This is a genomic window from Actinomadura formosensis NBRC 14204 (genome assembly GCF_001552155.1).
Taxonomy (GTDB): Bacteria; Actinomycetota; Actinomycetes; order Streptosporangiales; family Streptosporangiaceae; genus Spirillospora; species Spirillospora formosensis.
This window is the reverse complement of the sequence record NZ_BCQQ01000092.1, coordinates 1-15,565: the sequence shown is the minus strand read 5'-3', so window position 1 is coordinate 15,565 and position 15,565 is coordinate 1. Positions and strand designations below refer to the sequence as shown.

The 15,565-nt window shown below is 73.4% G+C and carries 12 protein-coding genes; 5 read left to right on the top strand and 7 right to left on the bottom strand.

From position 1 onward, the window contains the following. Positions 1–65: 65 nt before the first annotated feature. The 3 genes from AF1_RS22365 (at position 66) to AF1_RS22355 (ending at position 3,770) form a co-directional block, all read left to right on the top strand. Positions 66–1,367, top strand: a complete 1,302-nt coding sequence (locus tag AF1_RS22365; protein ID WP_067802645.1) for a salicylate synthase — start codon at positions 66–68, stop codon at positions 1,365–1,367. A gap of 222 nt (positions 1,368–1,589) precedes the next feature. Next, a complete protein-coding gene (locus AF1_RS22360) occupies positions 1,590–2,195 on the top strand; it encodes a 3'-5' exonuclease family protein (RefSeq protein WP_067802642.1) in 606 nt (201 codons plus the stop codon). A 528-nt stretch (positions 2,196–2,723) separates the two neighbouring features. Continuing rightward, positions 2,724–3,770: a hypothetical protein gene (locus tag AF1_RS22355; protein ID WP_131732947.1), complete on the top strand. Its 1,047-nt coding sequence runs from the start codon at positions 2,724–2,726 to the stop codon at positions 3,768–3,770. 59 nt (positions 3,771–3,829) lie between these two features. Here AF1_RS22355 and AF1_RS22350 read toward each other — a convergent pair whose 3' ends face one another. Next, the gene (locus AF1_RS22350; protein WP_067802635.1) at positions 3,830–5,431 is read right to left on the bottom strand and encodes a (2,3-dihydroxybenzoyl)adenylate synthase; all 1,602 of its coding nucleotides are present in this window, start codon (positions 5,429–5,431) and stop codon (positions 3,830–3,832) included. A 13-nt stretch (positions 5,432–5,444) separates the two neighbouring features. Next, positions 5,445–5,846, bottom strand: a complete 402-nt coding sequence (gene panD / locus AF1_RS22345; RefSeq protein ID WP_067802632.1) for an aspartate 1-decarboxylase — start codon at positions 5,844–5,846, stop codon at positions 5,445–5,447. A 75-nt stretch (positions 5,847–5,921) separates the two neighbouring features. Here panD and entS point away from each other — a divergent pair, with 75 nt between their 5' ends. After that, positions 5,922–7,166, top strand: a complete 1,245-nt coding sequence (gene entS / locus AF1_RS22340) for an enterobactin transporter EntS (protein WP_067802629.1) — start codon at positions 5,922–5,924, stop codon at positions 7,164–7,166. Here entS and AF1_RS22335 read toward each other — a convergent pair whose 3' ends face one another. The 4 genes from AF1_RS22335 to AF1_RS22320 are packed head-to-tail and all read right to left on the bottom strand — an operon-like array spanning position 7,167 to position 13,412. Continuing rightward, a complete protein-coding gene (locus AF1_RS22335; RefSeq protein WP_067802626.1) occupies positions 7,167–10,511 on the bottom strand; it encodes a non-ribosomal peptide synthetase in 3,345 nt (1,114 codons plus the stop codon). It abuts the gene before it with no gap. Between the two features lie 35 nt (positions 10,512–10,546). Then, a complete protein-coding gene (locus tag AF1_RS22330; RefSeq protein WP_067802624.1) occupies positions 10,547–11,350 on the bottom strand; it encodes an ABC transporter ATP-binding protein in 804 nt (267 codons plus the stop codon). After that, on the bottom strand, positions 11,347–12,372 hold the full coding sequence (locus AF1_RS22325) for a FecCD family ABC transporter permease (protein WP_067802621.1): 1,026 nt from the start codon (positions 12,370–12,372) through the stop codon (positions 11,347–11,349). The genes AF1_RS22330 and AF1_RS22325 overlap by 4 nt, the downstream gene beginning before the upstream one ends. After that, positions 12,369–13,412: a FecCD family ABC transporter permease gene (locus AF1_RS22320; protein ID WP_242609004.1), complete on the bottom strand. Its 1,044-nt coding sequence runs from the start codon at positions 13,410–13,412 to the stop codon at positions 12,369–12,371. Before AF1_RS22320 ends, AF1_RS22325 begins: the two co-directional genes overlap by 4 nt. A gap of 127 nt (positions 13,413–13,539) precedes the next feature. Between AF1_RS22320 and AF1_RS22315 the strand changes: the two genes are divergently transcribed. Further along, positions 13,540–13,935, top strand: coding sequence for an STAS domain-containing protein (locus AF1_RS22315; RefSeq protein ID WP_131732948.1), 396 nt, complete (start codon positions 13,540–13,542; stop codon positions 13,933–13,935). Here AF1_RS22315 and AF1_RS34700 read toward each other — a convergent pair. After that, positions 13,932–15,565: sensor histidine kinase (locus tag AF1_RS34700; RefSeq protein WP_067802613.1), on the bottom strand; the 1,634-nt coding region annotated here is incomplete at its 5' end. The two genes, AF1_RS22315 and AF1_RS34700, sit on opposite strands and share 4 nt — an antisense overlap.

Genomic DNA, 15,565 nt, shown 5'->3' with positions numbered 1-15,565 from the left:
CCTACATCGAACGTGCAAGGTTAGCCTTACCTAACTTGATCTTCTGTGAAAGGGAGTCGACCGCCTTGTCCACCGCTCTGCGCACTGACACGCCCCCCGAGGAACTCGTGCTGGAGTGCACGTCGGACCCGCTCACCGCCATGGCCCGGCTGGCCGCGTCCGGGCTGTTCGGCGACTACGTCGTGTACGAGCGGCCCGGCTCATGGACGTTCGCGGGCGGTGTGCTCGGCGAGGTCGTCCTCGACGCGGACGCCGTCCACACCACCTGGCCGGGCCGGGCCCCCGCCACCCGCCCCTGGTCGGGACGGCCCGCCGACGCGCTCCGCGACGCGTTCGCCGGGGCCGCCCCGCTCTCCGCGTGGAACGCCTACGGCTGGATCGCGTTCGAGTTCGCCGCGCCCCGTCCCACCGGGCGGCTCGCGCACCTGATCGTCCCGCGCACCGAGGTCCGGGTCGAGGACGGCCGCGCCCGCATCACCGGCCCCGGCACCGCCCAGGTCGCCGGCCTCCTCACCGACGTCTCCCCGATCACCGGAACACCGTCGCCCCTCGACGTCCGGGTGGACGAAGCCCGCTACCGGGCGCGCGTGGCCGAGGCCGTCACCGAGATCCACGAGGGCCGCTACCAGAAGGTCATCGTGTCCCGCCGCCTGGACATCCCCCATCCCGTGGACGTCATATCGACCTATGTCCGCGGCCGTGAGGCGAACACGCCCGCCCGCTCGTTCCTCCTCGACGTCGGCGGCTTCCAGGCGGCCGGGTTCAGCCCCGAGGTCCTCGCGACCGTGGACACCGGCGGCCGGGTCATGACGCAGCCGCTCGCGGGCACCCGCGCGTTCGGCCGGGGCGCCGACCTCGACACCCGCACCCGCCGCGAACTGGAAACGGATCCGAAGGAGATCTATGAGCACGCCGTCTCGGTCCGCACCTCCCAAGAGGAACTGGGCCGGGTCTGCGAGGCCGGGACCGTCCAGGTCACCGGCTTCATGACGGTGAAGGAGCGCGGCAGCGTCCAGCACCTCGGCTCCAGCGTCGGCGGCGCCCTCGCCCCCGGCCGCACCGCGTGGGACGCCCTGGAGTCACTGTTCCCCGGCGTGACCGCGTCCGGCATCCCCAAGCCGGCGGCGATCGAGGCCATCACCCGCCTGGAGGAACGCCGCGGCCTGTACTCCGGCGCCGTGGTGACCGTCTCCCACGACGGCGCCCTCGACGCGGCCCTCGTCCTGCGCGCCCTCTACGCCGAGAACGGCCGCGCCTGGCTCCGCGCCGGCGCCGGTATCGTCAGCGCCTCCACCCCCGCCCGCGAATACGAGGAAACCTGCGAAAAACTCACCACCCTCGCCCCCCACATCGTCCCCGCCTCCTGAGCACCGCCGGCTGCGTTCAGCGCTCCCGGCATCAGCCTGGAGAGGTGATTGGATGGTCATCGAACCGAGGAGCCCATATGAGCGACCTGAGGGGAAATCGTTCCCGAGGTCGGCATCCATCTGTGGCACCCCGGCAGCGAGCCGAACGACCGGTAGATCCGCTCCCGCAGATCTCCCAGACCCGGGAAGAAACCACCCACAAGAACAGCATGGGGAACGTCGATGCCCAAGCGTGAAGTGTACGTCTCGGTCGATGTGGAGGCCGATGGGCCGATCCCGGGGCCGTATTCCATGCTCAGTTTCGGCATGGCGGTGTGCGGCACGTTCGACGGACAGGAGTTCGCGCCGGCTGATCCGGCCGATTCCACGTTCTACACGGAACTGAAGCCGATCAGCGACGCCTACGATCCCCAAGCCTTGGCCGTCAGCGGCCTGGACCGCGGCCGACTCGCCGCCGAGGGCCGTGATCCGGCCGAGGCGATGAACGCGGCCGCCGGCTGGGTGACCGAGGCCGCGGCCTCGTTGGACGCGTCACCGGTCCTGGTGGCGTACCCGCTCGGTTTCGACTGGATGTGGCTGTACTGGTACTGGATGCGGTTCGCCGCCTCCGGGTCTCCGTTCGGTCACTCGCGGCATCTGGATCTCAAGAGCCTGTACGCCGCCAAGGCCAACGCTTTGGTCATCCGGTCGACCAAGGGGCAGATGCCCGCAGAACTGCGGTCCGGCCGGCCGCACACCCACAACGCGCTGGACGACGCGATCGAGCAGGCCGAGCTTTTCCAGAACCTGATCCGCTGGGCCGGGCCGGACGAGTTGAAAGGTCGGTAACGGCCGATGCGGTGAAACGTGAACGTTCGACTTTAAGGCCAAGCGGCGCATGATGGCGATAGCAACCACTGGACGCGGAGATCAGAAGATCAGTTGACCATGATCGCCGTGTCGCAGATCACAAAAACTGTCACGTGATCGTCTTCCGGCCTGGCGATCTTCCCCTTATCTTTAGTGCGACTTGAGGCGGGCTCTTCTTACGAGGTCGTGGCGCGCGTCCATGTCGGCTGGACCCGTCGCTTCCTTCGTCGGCCGTTGACGGAATACGTCAGCCCTCCTGGGCCAAGGAGACTGACGATCCAGCGAAGGCTGCCGGCCAGATATGCGCGTCACGCTGAGCGGCGGTCCGGTGCCTTGAAGTGACTAATGCGCGGCTGCAGGCCGGTGTCGCAGTCAGGCCGAATTGGTGGAGCCGTTCCCGACAGGCCAGATCCAGCGGTCGAAGTATCGACCGGCCGGCGTTGCCGGCCTGGTGCGGGACACACGGTGAGTGAGTCCAAAACGGTATTGATGAGGTTGTGTTCTGATATGAAAAACGCGGTATCCGTTGCGGCGTGCGGCGGGATGCTGGCGGTGGCGCTGGCCGCCTCTCCCGTGCAGGCGGCGGAGGCGACGATCCCGCAGCGGATCGTGGTGGATCCGGTGGCGGTGCAGAACTGGGACGCCGATGTCACGGTGACCGGCCAGGTGCAGCAGAACCGCGGGGCCGGATGGGTGGCCGCCCCGGCGGGGCTGGTGGTCCACTTCGACAGCCCGGACGGGGACCTGCAGGTGACGGCGACGGTGCAGACCGGGGGCCGGTTCCAGGCGACGTTCTTTCCGGGGCCGGGGAACATCATCGCGCGGGTGGCCGGTTACGGGCAGGTCACCGAGACCTCGGCCCGGGTGCTCGGCTGGATCAGCCGGCTGTACATCGACCAGTCGCTGGGCGATCGGAAGACCAATCCGGTCCATCCGCTGTACGGGAAGACCTTCGAGGTCCGCCGGACGTTGAAGGCGGTGCGCGGCGAGGCCCTCCCCGGGCGGAAGGTGACGCTGTGGTGGGCGCCCAAGGGAACCTCCGGCTATCCGAAGACGGGGTGGAAACAGGTCACCTCGGGCGTCACCGACTCCAACGGCCGGGTGAAGATCCGGGCGACCGCGTGGACGTCCGGGTGGCTGCGCACCACTTTCGCCGGTGACGCCACCTACACCAAGGTCGAGTCGGGCTACCCGTTCCGAGTGTCCTACAAGACGGGGATCGCCAGTTTCAACGCCTCTCCGGAGCCCGCGCGCAAGGGTCAGTATCTGACGCTCACCGGCCGGTTGATGCGGTGGACGCCCTCGGGCGGCTGGCAGCCGATCAAGGACAAGTGGGTCAGTGCGCAGTACCGGCTCAAGGGGCAGACGGCCTGGCGCACGCCGTTCTGCCACAACGGCGGCGCCGCGACCAGCTCGACCGGCTGGTTCCGGATGCAGTGCCAGACCCCGGCTGACGCGACCTGGATGGCCTACTACCTCAGCCCGTACGCCGCCCCCGACACCAGTAAGACCGACTTCCCCGCTCAGGCCACCGATTACGTCGACGTCCGGTAACCGGCTGAAACCCTGTATCCGCCAGGCCGCTACTGCCTTTGAAGGCGGCGCCGCAAGCCTCAAGGTCCGGTCGCGCATTGAGGCGGGAGAGCTGCCGTGGCGCGGGCGGTGAGGGTTTTTTTGCTGATTTTTCCTACGGGGGTGCGGGGGAACTCGCTCACCGTCTCCAAGCGGTCGGGAAATTTGTAGGCGGCTACGCCGCGGGTGCGGAGGAAGTCCTTCAGGTCGCGGAGGGTTGGGGGCTTTTCGGCTTCTCTGAGGATGAGGAAGGCGCAGGTGCGTTCGCCCATGGTCGGGTCTGGAACGCCTACCACGGCGGCGTCGTGGATCGCCGGGTGGGCGAGGAGGTGGTTTTCGAGTTCCTCGGCGGAGATCTTGTCGCCGCCTCGGTTGATCTGGTCCTTTTCGCGGCCCTCGACGATGAGGTGGCCCGAGGGCAACTCTTTCACCAGGTCGCCGGTGCGGTAGAAGCCGTCCGGGGTGAAGGAGCGGGCGTTGTGCTCGGGGGCGCGGTAGTAGCCGCGGAGGGTGTAGGGGCCTCGCGTTAGGAGTTCGCCCATTTCGCCGGGGGCGACCTGTTTGCCGTCGGCATCGACTATGCGGATCTCGTCGGCCGGGGAGAGGGGGCGGCCCTGGGTCCGTTCGATCAGGTCCTCCGGGTCGTCCAGGCGGGTGTAGTTGAGGAGGCCCTCGGCCATGCCGAAGACCTGCTGGACGGCGCAGCCGAGGACGCCGGGGACCTCGGCGGCCCGTTCGGCGGCGAACTTCGCGCCGCCCACCTGGAGGAGCCGGAGGGACGAGATGTCCTCGTCCTGCCAGGTCACCGCGTCCAGCCAGAGGAGGGCGATCGGGGGGACGACCGCGCAGACCGTGGCGCGTTCGCGTTCGATGAGGGGGAACGCCTCGTCGGGTGAGCCGGAGGGAGCCAGGACCACCGTGCCGCCGGCGGCGAAGACGCCGAGGATGCCGGGGCAGGCCAGGGCGAAATTGTGCGCGGCGGGGAGGACGACCAGGTAGACCGTGGAGGACGTGAAGCCGCAGAGCTCAGCGCTGGCCTCCAGGTTGTAGACGTAGTCGCGGTGTGTTCTGGGGATGAGTTTCGGCAGGCCGGTGGTGCCGCCGGAGAGCAGGAAGACGCCGACGTCTGAGGGGGCGGGGCCGTCGATCGGTGCCGGCTCGGCGTCCACGGACGCCAGCGGGGGGAACTCCTCGGCTTCACCGTCCACGATCACGTGCTCTACGGGGAGCTCGCGGGCCATCGCGCGGTAGTCGAAGTCGCCGTCGCGGTCGGCGCAGATGTAGGCGCGGGCCTCCGCCAGTTCGCAGAGGTGGCGGATTTCGCTGGCGCGGTGTGCGGGGAGGGCCAGGACGGGGGCGGCGCCGATGCGGACGAGCGCGAGGAACGTCACCACGAAGCCGACGGTGTTGGGGAGCTGGACGACCACGCGGTCGCCGCGGCGGATGCCGAGGCGCAGGAGGCCGGCGGCGGTGCGGGCGGCCCGGTCGTCGAGGTCGGCGTAGGTGAGGCGGTCGGCGCCGGCCACCAGGGCGGTGTGGGCGGGGGCGCCGCGCAGGACGTCGCCGAGGAGGCGGTCGGTCCAGTAGCCCTCGGCCTTGTAGCGGGCTTCGAGGTCGGCGGGCCAGGGGGTGAAGCCGTCCATGCTCACCGACGGGTCACCGCCCCGCGAGCTGGGCGGGGGCGCCGGGGACCGGCTCGGACGGGTCGGAGCCGAGCGCGACGATGCGGTTGGCGGCGTCCACGTGGACGACGTGGGGCTCGTGGCGGGCCGCGTCGTCCACGGACGTGTAGCTGATGATGATGACCATGTCGCCGGGCTGGATCTGGCGGGCGGCGGCGCCGTTGACGCCGATGACGCCGCTGCCCGCCTCGCCGGTGATGGCGTAGGTGACGAGCCGGGCGCCGTTGGTGATGTCGACGACGTGGACCTGTTCGCCCTCGACGATGTCGGCGGCGGCCATCAGGTCCGCGTCGATGGTCAGGGAGCCCACGTAGTGCAGGTCCGCCTGGGTGACGGTCGCGCGGTGGATCTTTCCGTTCATCAGCGTCCGCTGCACGGGTTCGTCCTCTCCTTCACGATCAACTAAGGCTAGGCTTACCTTAGCTACTCGATCGGCAGAGGAGAACCCGGGATGCTCCGGCGACTGGCCATGGACATCGGTCCCCTGCGCGACAGCAGGCCGTTCCGCAACGTGTTCGCCGCCCGCACCGTCTCGGTGTTCGGGATCGGCATGCTGGCGGTCGCGCTTCCGGTGCAGGTGTACGACCTGACCGGCTCGACCGTGCACGTCGGCGGGGTCTCGGCGGCGGAGGGGCTCGCGCTGCTCGCCGGGTTCCTGTGGGGCGGTGTGCTCGCCGACCGGCACGACCGGCGGCGGCTCATGCTGCGGGCCCGGACGGCCGCCGGGGTCGGGTTCGTGCTGCTGGCGCTGAACGCGTTCCTTCCGTCGCCGTCGCTCGTCGCGGTGTACGCGCTGGCGGCGTGGGACGGGCTGGCGACCGGTGTCGGCGTGACCGCGCTGCTGGCCGCGACCCCGTCGCTGGTCGGGCCGGACAAGCTGGTCGCGGCCGGGGCGCTGAACGCGCTGACCGTCCGGCTCGGGTCGATGGCGTCGCCCGCGCTCGGTGGCCTGGTGGTGTCGGCGTTCGGCGTCGGCTGGAACTACGCGGCCGCGGCGGCCGGAACGATCGGCACGCTCGGGCTGCTGACGACGCTGCCGCCGCTCAGACCGGCCGCCGGGGAGCCCGAGGCGAATCCGCTGCAGGCCATCGGGGACGGGTTCCGCTTCGTCGCGTCCCATCGGGTCGTGGGCTCGCTCATGCTGCTCGGCCTGCTGTTCATGGTCGCGGGCGGTGTCCCCGTGCTGATGCCCGCGTTCGCGGCCCGGAGCCTGGACGGCGGCGCCACCACGGTCGGGCTGCTGTTCGCGGCGCCGGCGTGCGGGGCCGTGCTCGCGTCCGTGACGAGCGGATGGGCCGGGTCGGCGAGGGCGCCCGGCCTGGCGCTGCTCGTCGCGTCCGTCACCGGGTTCGCGGCGCTCGCCTGCCTGGGCCTGGCCCGTCACCCGGCGCTCGCGGTCGCGATCCTGTTCGGGTACGGGTTCGTCGAGTCGGTCGAGGAGATCCTCCGGTACGGGCTGATCCAGTCGCACACTCCCGGCTCGTATCTGGGACGTGTCAACGCGCTGTGGGCGGCGCAGGAGACGGGCGGCGGCGCGATCGGGTCGCTGGGGGCCGGGGCCCTCGGCCGCTATCTGGCGCCGGGCGCCGCCATCGTCGTCTACGGGACGGTCAGCGCCGTTCTCGCGCTGGCCTTGGCCCTGACCCTCACCGGGCTCCGGACGGCGAGGCTGCGTCCGGAGCCCGAAGCGGGCTGATCAGCCGAGGCGGGCGGTGAGCTCCTCTTCGGTCATGGCCTCGACCTCCAGCCAGATGGAGGCGACGGCCTCCAGGCGTCCTGGCGTGTCCTCCAGTTCGGTGAAGCGGCGGCAGACACCGGTGATGGTCCGCTCGGCGAACAGCACCCGGACCGGCAGCGCCGTCGTGTCGAGCGCCTCGCGCAGCCGCGCGATCACCCTGGTGGCGAGGACGGAGTCGCCGCCGAGGGCGAAGAAGTCGGCGTCCGCGCCGACGCGCTCCTCCCCCAGCACCTCGGCGGCGATCCGGGCCAGCACCTTCTCCAGTGACGTAGTCGGCTCGGCATGGGACGTGGCCGTCCGCGCGCCGGCCAGGGCGGCGAGGGCCTCGCGGTCGACCTTGCCGTTCGGGGTCAGCGGCAGTTCGTCCAGGGGAACGAGCAGGTCGGGCACCATGTGCGGGGGCAGCAGGCCGCGGGCGTGGGCCAACACCGCGTCAAGGTCGCCGGACGCCACCACGGCGGCGGCCAGGAGCCCGTGGGCCGGCAGTGCGACCGCCCGGTCCACGGCGGGATGGTCCCGCAGCGCGGCCTCGATCTCGCCGAGTTCGATCCGGAAGCCGCGGATCTTGATCTGGTGGTCGCGGCGGCCGAGGAATTCGAGGGTCCCGTCCGGCCGGTAGCGGGCCAGGTCGCCCGTCCGGTACCAGCGGACGCCCTCGCAGGCGACGAACCGGTCGGCGGTGCGGCCGGGGTCCCCGGCGTAGCCGTCCGCGACCCCGGCGCCGCCGATCCACAGCTCGCCCGTCACCCAGTCGGGACGGTCGCGGCCCCGCTCGTCCACGACCCGGCACGCGACGCCGCGCAGCGGCACCCCGTACGGGACGGCGTGCCAGCCGGACGGCACCTCGCCCGCGACCTCCTGCACCGTGGAGTGGATCGCGGTCTCCGTCGTCCCGCCCAGCGCCGCGAACCGGCATCCCGGCGCGCGCTCCGCCAGCAGGGCGGGCAGGTGGGTGCCGACCCAGTCGCCGCCCAGCAGGACGAGCCGCAGGCTCCGCGGGCGTCCCGCGTGCAGCAGCATCTCCAGCACGGACGGGACGCAGTTCAGGACGGTCACCGACCAGCGCCGCACCAGCTCGTCCCACCGGACGGCGTCGCGCCGCTCGTCCTCGCCGGGCAGGACGACCGCGCCGCCGGCCGACCAGGGCGCGAACAGGTCGAACACCGACAGGTCGAAGTCGAGCGCCGACACCCCGAGCGTGACGTCGTCCTCGGCGATCGCGAACCGCTCGACGAGGTCGCCGATGGTGTTCATGGCCGCGCCGTGCGACACCTCGACGCCCTTCGGCTCACCCGTCGAGCCGGAGGTGAACAGGACGTACGCCACCTGGTCCGGGCGGACCGCGACCGGTTCCGGCAGCGGCTCGGTGCCGGGGAGGCCGCCCGCCGTGATGGCGGCGGCGACGCGCGCACCGGCACGGATCTTGGCGCGGCGGGCCTCCGGCTGCTCCGGGCCGATGGGGACGTAGGCGGCTCCGGCGGCCAGGACGCCGAGGACGGCGGCGGCCTGCTCCGGCCCCTTCGCGAGTTCGACCGAGACACGGTCTCCAGGGCGCACGCCCTCGGCGACCAGGCCGGAGGCGACCCGCAGCGCCCGGGAGGCCAGCTCGCCGTAGGTCAGGGTGCCGTCGTCGCCCCAGTGCAGGGCCGGGGCGTGCGGGGCGCGGCGGGCGTGCGCGAAGAAACCCCCGGTCAGCGTGCGCGGCGGCGGAGCCGGGGTCGCGTTCAGGGCGTGCCGGACGCGAAGCTGCGACGGCGGCGCGGTGATGCCGAGGGGCGCCGACCAGTCGGCGCCGGGCGCGCCCAGGCGGGTGATCGCGGCCGTGTAGGCGTCGAACATCGCCTCGACGACGCCGTCCGGGAACGCGGGACACCGGACGTCCCAGTTCAGCAGCAGGCCGCCGGACACCTCGGTCACCTGCGCGTCCAGCAGCACCTGCGGGCCCTGCGAGATGATCCACTCCGGTTCGCCGAAGTGCTCGCGGACGCGGTCGCCGAACAGCTCCCCCAGGTTCAGGGCGCTGGTGTAGACGACGGGGGCGAGAACCTGCTCGCCGCGCAGCCGGGACAGGTCGCGCAGCACCTCCAGGCCGGAGTAGTCGCCGTGCGCGCCCGCCGTGTGCAGGTTCGCCTGCAGCCGCCGCGCCCGCTCGACGAACGGGAGGTCCTCGCGCAGGTCGGTCTCCAGCATGATCGAGCCGGTGAAGTCGCCGACGACGGAGTCCACGTCCGGGTGGACGGGCTCGCGGTGGAACAGCGGCAGGTTGAGCAGGAAGCGCGGCGTGGCCGACCAGGCGCCGATGACCTCGGCGAACACCGCGGCGAGGGCCATGGCCGGGGTGACGCCCTCGGCATGGGCGCGGGCGATGAGGCGGTCCTTGCCGTCCGGCGGGAGCCAGTGGTGCCTGCGCTCGACGCGGTCGCCGGGCTCGGGGACGACGGGCAACTCGGGCGGGCCGGGCAGGTCCGCGAGCCGTCCGGCCCACCAGCGCCGGTCCCGCTCGCGGGCCGCGGCGCGGGGGTCGTCGGCGAGGTAGCGGGCGTAGCCGTAGCGGATCGGCGCGAGGGTCTCGCCCCCGTACAGGGCGGCGAGGTCGGCCAGCATGACGCGGTAGCTCATCGCGTCGGCGGCGATCATGTCGACGTCCAGGTGCAGGCGGGCGGTGCCGTCGGGCAGCAGGCTGAGGCGGGCGTCGAAGACGCGGCCGTCCTCGATGGGCAGGCGCTGCCGCGACATCTCGGCCCGGATGCGCGCCAGCTCGGCACCGGGATCGTCCGCCGGGCGCAGGTCGTGGACGGTCACGGCGGGTCCGGGGCGTTCGGGCAGGATGCGCTGGGTGCCGTCGTCCGCCACCGCGACGCGGAGCATCGGGTGCCGCCGCGCCAGGGCGCGGACGGCCGCCTCGAACCGGGCGGGGTCGATCGCGCGGCCGTCCAGCTCGGCGTACAGGTGCGCGGCGACCGAGCCGAGCGGCTGGCCGGAGTCGCGGCCGATCCAGTACGCGTGCTGCATCAGCGCGAGCGGGAAAGGGCGGCCGGGCTCGATGCCGGCGGGCTCACGTCCGGAAGGACGCCCGGTCACCTCCGCCCGGCCCTTCTCTGCGAGCAGGTCCCACCACTCCGCGAGGGTGGGGCGCTCGGCCAGTTCGGCGAAGCGGATCTCGATGCCGCGGCGGCGCAGCCGGCCGGTCAGCCGCATGAGCCGGATCGAGTCCATCCCGAGCTCGATGAGGTTGTCGTCCGCCTCCGCGCGCTCGCCCAGTATCTCGGCCAGCGTGGTCTGCAGCTCTTCCCAGGTCAGCACGGAACCCCTTTCAAATTAGGTAAGGCTAACCTAATTTAGAGGTTTTCCGCCGTCAACGTGCGCCGCCGCCCGGCCGGGACGATCAGCGGCGTCGCCGTCTCCGGGTCGGCAATGACCCGGCACGGCAGCCCGAACACGCGCTCCACCAGCTCGGCCGTCACGATCTCGGCGGGCGGTCCCTCGGCCAGCACCTCCCCGCCGCGCATCGCGATCAGGTGCGTGGCGTACCGGCAGGCATGGTTGAGGTCGTGCAGAACGGCGACGAGGGTGCGGCCCTCCTCATGGAGCCGCGCGCACAGGTCGAGGACCTCGATCTGGTGGGCGATGTCCAGGTACGTGGTCGGCTCGTCCAGCAGCAGGATTCCGGTCCGCTGGGCCAGGACGAGGGCGAGCCGCACCCGCTGGCGCTGGCCGCCGGACAGCTCGTCCACCACCCGGTCCGCGAGGCCGGTGACGCCGACGGCCTCCATCGCCTCGGTGACCGCGGCCTCGTCCTCCCGCGACCACTGGCGCAGCAGGCTCTGGTGCGGGTACCGGCCGCGCGCCACGAGATCGCCGACCGTGATGCCCTCGGGGGTGAGTGGCGACTGCGGCAGCAGCCCGAGCCGCCGCGCGAGCCGCTTCGGGGCCAGCGCCCCGATCGGGTCGCCGTCCAGGTAGACGGTTCCCTCGCGGGGACGCAGCAGCCGGGCGAGGGCGCGCAGCAGCGTCGACTTCCCGCACGCGTTCGGGCCGACGATGACGGTGAACGACCCGTCCGGGATCTGCACGCCCAGCCGTTCGGCGACGACTCGCTTCTCGTAGGCGAGGGTGAGGTCCTCCGCGCGCAACCGGGTCACGTCGTCCCCTTCCGTCCCGTGGTGGAAAGCAGCCAGGCCAGGTACACGCCGCCGAGGACGCCGGTGACGACGCCCACCGGCACCGCGACCGGAAGATGGAGCGAGATGAGGTCGCCGCAGGCCAGGAGCGCGGCCCCGGTCAGCGCGGCGGGCAGCAGCTGCGGGCCGGGACGCCGGGTCAGCCGCCGGGCGAGCTGCGGCGCGGCCAGCGCGACGAACGGAACGGGCCCGGCCGCCGCGGTCGCCGCCGCGGCGAGGCCCACCCCGGCGGCGATGAACAGCGCGCGGGTCCGCTGGACCGGGACGCCGAGCGCCTGCGCCGCGTCGTCGCCCAGCTCCCCCATGCCGAGCGGGCGGGCGAGCAGCAGCGCGGCCGGGAGGAGCACGGCCAGCGCCAGCGCCAGCGGGACGGCCTGATCCCAGTCGCGTCCGTTGAGGCTGCCGGTCAGCCAGAACGCGGCCTCGTACGCCTCGCGCAGGTCGGCCCGGGTGATGAGGTAGGAGTTCAGCGCCTCCAGCATCGCCGCCGCCGCGACGCCGATCAGCACCAGCCGGACGCCGTGCACGCCGCCGCCGCGCCGGTAGGCGACCAGGTAGACGGCGAGCGCGGTCAGCACCGCGCCCGCCACCGAGCCGGCCGTGATCGCGGCGGCGCCGCCGCCGAACACCAGGATCTGCAGCAGCGCCCCGGTCGCCGAGCCGGTGGTGAAGCCGATCAGGTCGGGGCTGCCGAGCGGGTTGCGGGAGATGCTCTGGAAGATCGCGCCGCTGAGCCCGAGCGCGAGGCCCGCGAGCAGCCCGGTGACGGCGCGCGGCAGCCGCAGCGCCGTCACGATGAACCCGGTGGCGCGATCGCCCTGCCCGAGGACGGCGCGCACCACGTCCGGCGGCGAGATGGGGAACTCGCCCGAGCCGACGACGAGAACGGCGGCGCCGATCGCGGCCGCCGCCAGCACCCCGCACACCACCGCGGCCCGCGGCTCCCAGCGCAGCGACAGCGCCCCCGCGCGCAGCACTCTCACAGGTCGCGCGTCCTTCCCCGCCGCACCATCACGGCGAACAGCGGCGCCCCGAGGAACGCGGTGACGATGCCGGTCTCCAGTTCGCCGGGCGCGCTGACGCGGCCGATGATGTCCGCGCCGAGCAGCAGGACGGGCGCGAGCAGCAGCGAGTACGGCAGGACGAGCCGCTGGTCGGGGCCCACGGCCGTCCGGACGATGAACGGGACGGCCAGCCCGAGGAACGCGATCGGCCCGGCCGCCGCCGTCGCCGACCCGCACAGCAGCACCACCGCGGCCGCCCCGAGCACCCGCGTCCGGCCAGGACGCGAGCCGAGGGCGCGGCCCGCGTCGTCGCCCATGCCGAGCGCGTTCAGCGGGCGGGCGAGCAGCAGCGCCAGGACCGTGCCCGCCGCGATGAACGGCAGGACGCGCAGGAGGACCGGCATCTCCCGGCCGCCCAGGGAGCCGACCTGCCAGAACCGGAAGCCGCCGAAGGTGTGCGGGGTGAGCAGCATGACGCCGGCCGTCAGCGCGCTGGACACGGCGTTCACGGCCGCCCCGGCGAGCACCAGCCGGGCGGGTGCGGCGCCGCCGCGTCCCCGCGCGCCGATCAGGTACACCAGGGCCGCCGCGCCCGCCGCGCCGGCGAACGCGGCCCAGACGCAGACGAGCACGTCGTCCGCGCGGGTCGCGGCGATGACGAGGACGACGGCGAGCGCCGCGCCGCCGTTCACGCCGAGCAGTCCCGGCTCGGCGAGCGGGTTGCGGGTGAGGGCCTGCATCACCGCGCCGGCGAGGCCGAGCGCCATTCCGACGGCGATGCCGAGGAGGGTGCGCGGCAGCCGCAGCTCGTGGACGATCAGCTCCGCGCGTGACCCGCCGTCCGGGGAGAACACGCCGGACAGCACCCGCCCGAGCGGGACATGGCCGGCGCCGATCGCGAGGCTCCCCACGACGGTCGCCAGCAGGGCCGCCGCGAGCAGGGCGAGCCGGAGCCGGTGGGAGCCGCGTCCCCCCCGCGCCGGGGGGCGCGGCGGCGGCATTCGCGCGGGGGACAGCACAAAGTGAGGCTAGCCTAAGCTAACTTGCCCGCTCAAGGCGGCTCCCTCCCCAATACATCGGGGTGCTGCATGACCTCGCTCTTCGCGGGTACGCCGGGTGCCCGGCCACCAACGGAAGGTGATCAGCATGTCTCTCGGAGCCGACGGGCCGTCGGACCCCTCCACCGCCGACACGCTGCGCGTCCGCAGCCAGGTCCGCGGCCCCTGCCTGCTCGTGGCGGCGGAGGGGGAGCTGACCATCCTCACGGCCGACCTGCTGCGCGAGCACGTCCTCGCCGGCATGCGCGGCCTGACGCCGCCGCCGCGGGTCGTCCTGGACGTCGGCGAGGTCGGCTTCTGCGACTCCTCCGGCCTCAACGCGCTCATCGTCATCTGGAAGGCCGCGCACCAGGCCGGCGGCGAGTTCGTGCTGGCGCGCCCGGAGCGGCGGTTCCGCGCGATCATCGAGCGCAGCGGCCTGGACCGGCACCTCATCGCCCACCCGACCACCGAGCAGGCCCTCGACGCGCTGGCGGCGCACTAGTCCCCGGCGGGAAGGGTGATCGTCAGGGTGGTGCCCCCGCCGGGCGGGCTGTCGAGGGCGACGTGGCCGCGGAGGGCGCGGACGCGGTCGGTCAGGCCGGCCAGGCCGCCGCGCGGGGACGGGGCCGCACCGCCCACCCCGTCGTCGCGCACCTCGGCCGTGATCTCGCCGGGCGCGGGCCGGACGGTCAGCGCGATGGAGCCGGCCCGGGCGTGCTTGACGGCGTTGGCGATGGCCTCGCAGAGCGCGAAGTAGAGGGTCGACTCGATCTCGGCCGGGAGGCGGCCGGCGGGCAGGTCGAGCCGGACGGGCACCGCGGCGCGGGCCGCGACCAGTTCCAGGGCCGGGCCGAGGCCGGCCTCGGCGAGGATCGCCGGGTGCACGCCGCGGGCCAGGTCGTCCAGTTCGGCGACGGCCCCGGCGAGTTCGCGGCGGCAGGCGCGGGCCTGCGCACGGGCCGCCGGGTCCCCGGCCGCGTCCTCCAGCCGGGCGAGCGTCCGCTCCAGCGCGCGGAGCCGCGCACGCGCGCTGCGCTTCAGCTCGGCGGCGAGCCGCTCGCGTTCGGCGGCCTGGACGCGCACCAGGCGTTCCCTGGCGGCGCGGGCACGTTCGAGGTTGGCCTGCGCGACGGCCTGCAGCCGGACGGTCTCCAGCGTCCGCCCGCCCGCCAGCAGCGCCGCCTCCACGAGCGGCTCGTGGCCGCGGAGGGCGGCGGCGACGTCGACGGTGGCGAGGGGCTCACCGCCGGACGTGCGGACCCGGTGCCGCCAGCGTCCCTGCCGGGGCTCCAGCGGGGCGTCCACCCGGCGGCCGTCCACGCCGACGTAGCCGCCGTCGGCCCAGAGCCACAGGTCGAGGGTGGCGTCGCCCAGGATGCCGCGCAGCGCGTCGCGGACCTTCACCGCGGAGACGGGGGCGGTGAGACGGTGCATCCGCTCGGCGACGGTCAGCTCGGCGAACCGGACGCGCAGCGCGGTGATGAGGAACACGAGCGGCAGCACCATGGTGCAGATCCCCTGGACGAGGTAGACCCACAGGACGTCGTCCAACTCCACGCCGATGCCGAGGAGTGTGCCCTGGACGGCCAGGGCACCGGTGACGCCGGCCGGCACGGCGACCGCGACGGGCAGGGCGAGCGCGCGGTCCAGCCGCCCGGTGCGGCGCAGCCGGGCCACCAGGATGATCACCAGCGCGCCCGCGAGCGCCGCCATCGCGGCGGTCAGCGCGCGCTGGACGCCGCCGAAGACCTCCTGGTCGGGACGGACGGACGGCCACGCCACCGAGGCGGCGAAGCCGTTCCAGCGGGGCCGGGAGACCGCGCACATCAGGGCCTGCCCGCCGACCATGATCACGACGGCGGCGGCGGTCCACAGCCGGGCGGCGGCGCCCTCCAGCCGGCCGCCCGGATACAGCAGGACGCCGACACCGATCGCGACGAAGAACACCGACTGGGAGAAGACCGACAGCAGCGGCGTGATCCCGGTGTTCCAGGCCGCCGACCACATGACCGCCCAGGCCACGGCGGCGCCGAGGAACGCCGTGCCCGTCCGCCGCCCGAGCCGGCCGGCGGCGAGCAGGCCGCCCGCGACCGCGAACCCGCCGCAGCACGCCAGCGTGACCGCGGCGGCGG

What these genes read in the sequence shown, in the direction of transcription:
- AF1_RS22360 (WP_067802642.1), top strand. Translation starts at nt 1,590, where the DNA reads ATGCCCAAGCGTGAAGTGTACGTCTCGGTCGATGTGGAGGCCGATGGG.
- AF1_RS22355 (WP_131732947.1), top strand. Translation starts at nt 2,724, where the DNA reads ATGAAAAACGCGGTATCCGTTGCGGCGTGCGGCGGGATGCTGGCGGTG.
- AF1_RS22350 (WP_067802635.1), bottom strand. Translation starts at nt 5,431, where the DNA reads ATGGACGGCTTCACCCCCTGGCCCGCCGACCTCGAAGCCCGCTACAAG.
- entS (WP_067802629.1), top strand. Translation starts at nt 5,922, where the DNA reads ATGCTCCGGCGACTGGCCATGGACATCGGTCCCCTGCGCGACAGCAGG.
- AF1_RS22315 (WP_131732948.1), top strand. Translation starts at nt 13,540, where the DNA reads ATGTCTCTCGGAGCCGACGGGCCGTCGGACCCCTCCACCGCCGACACG.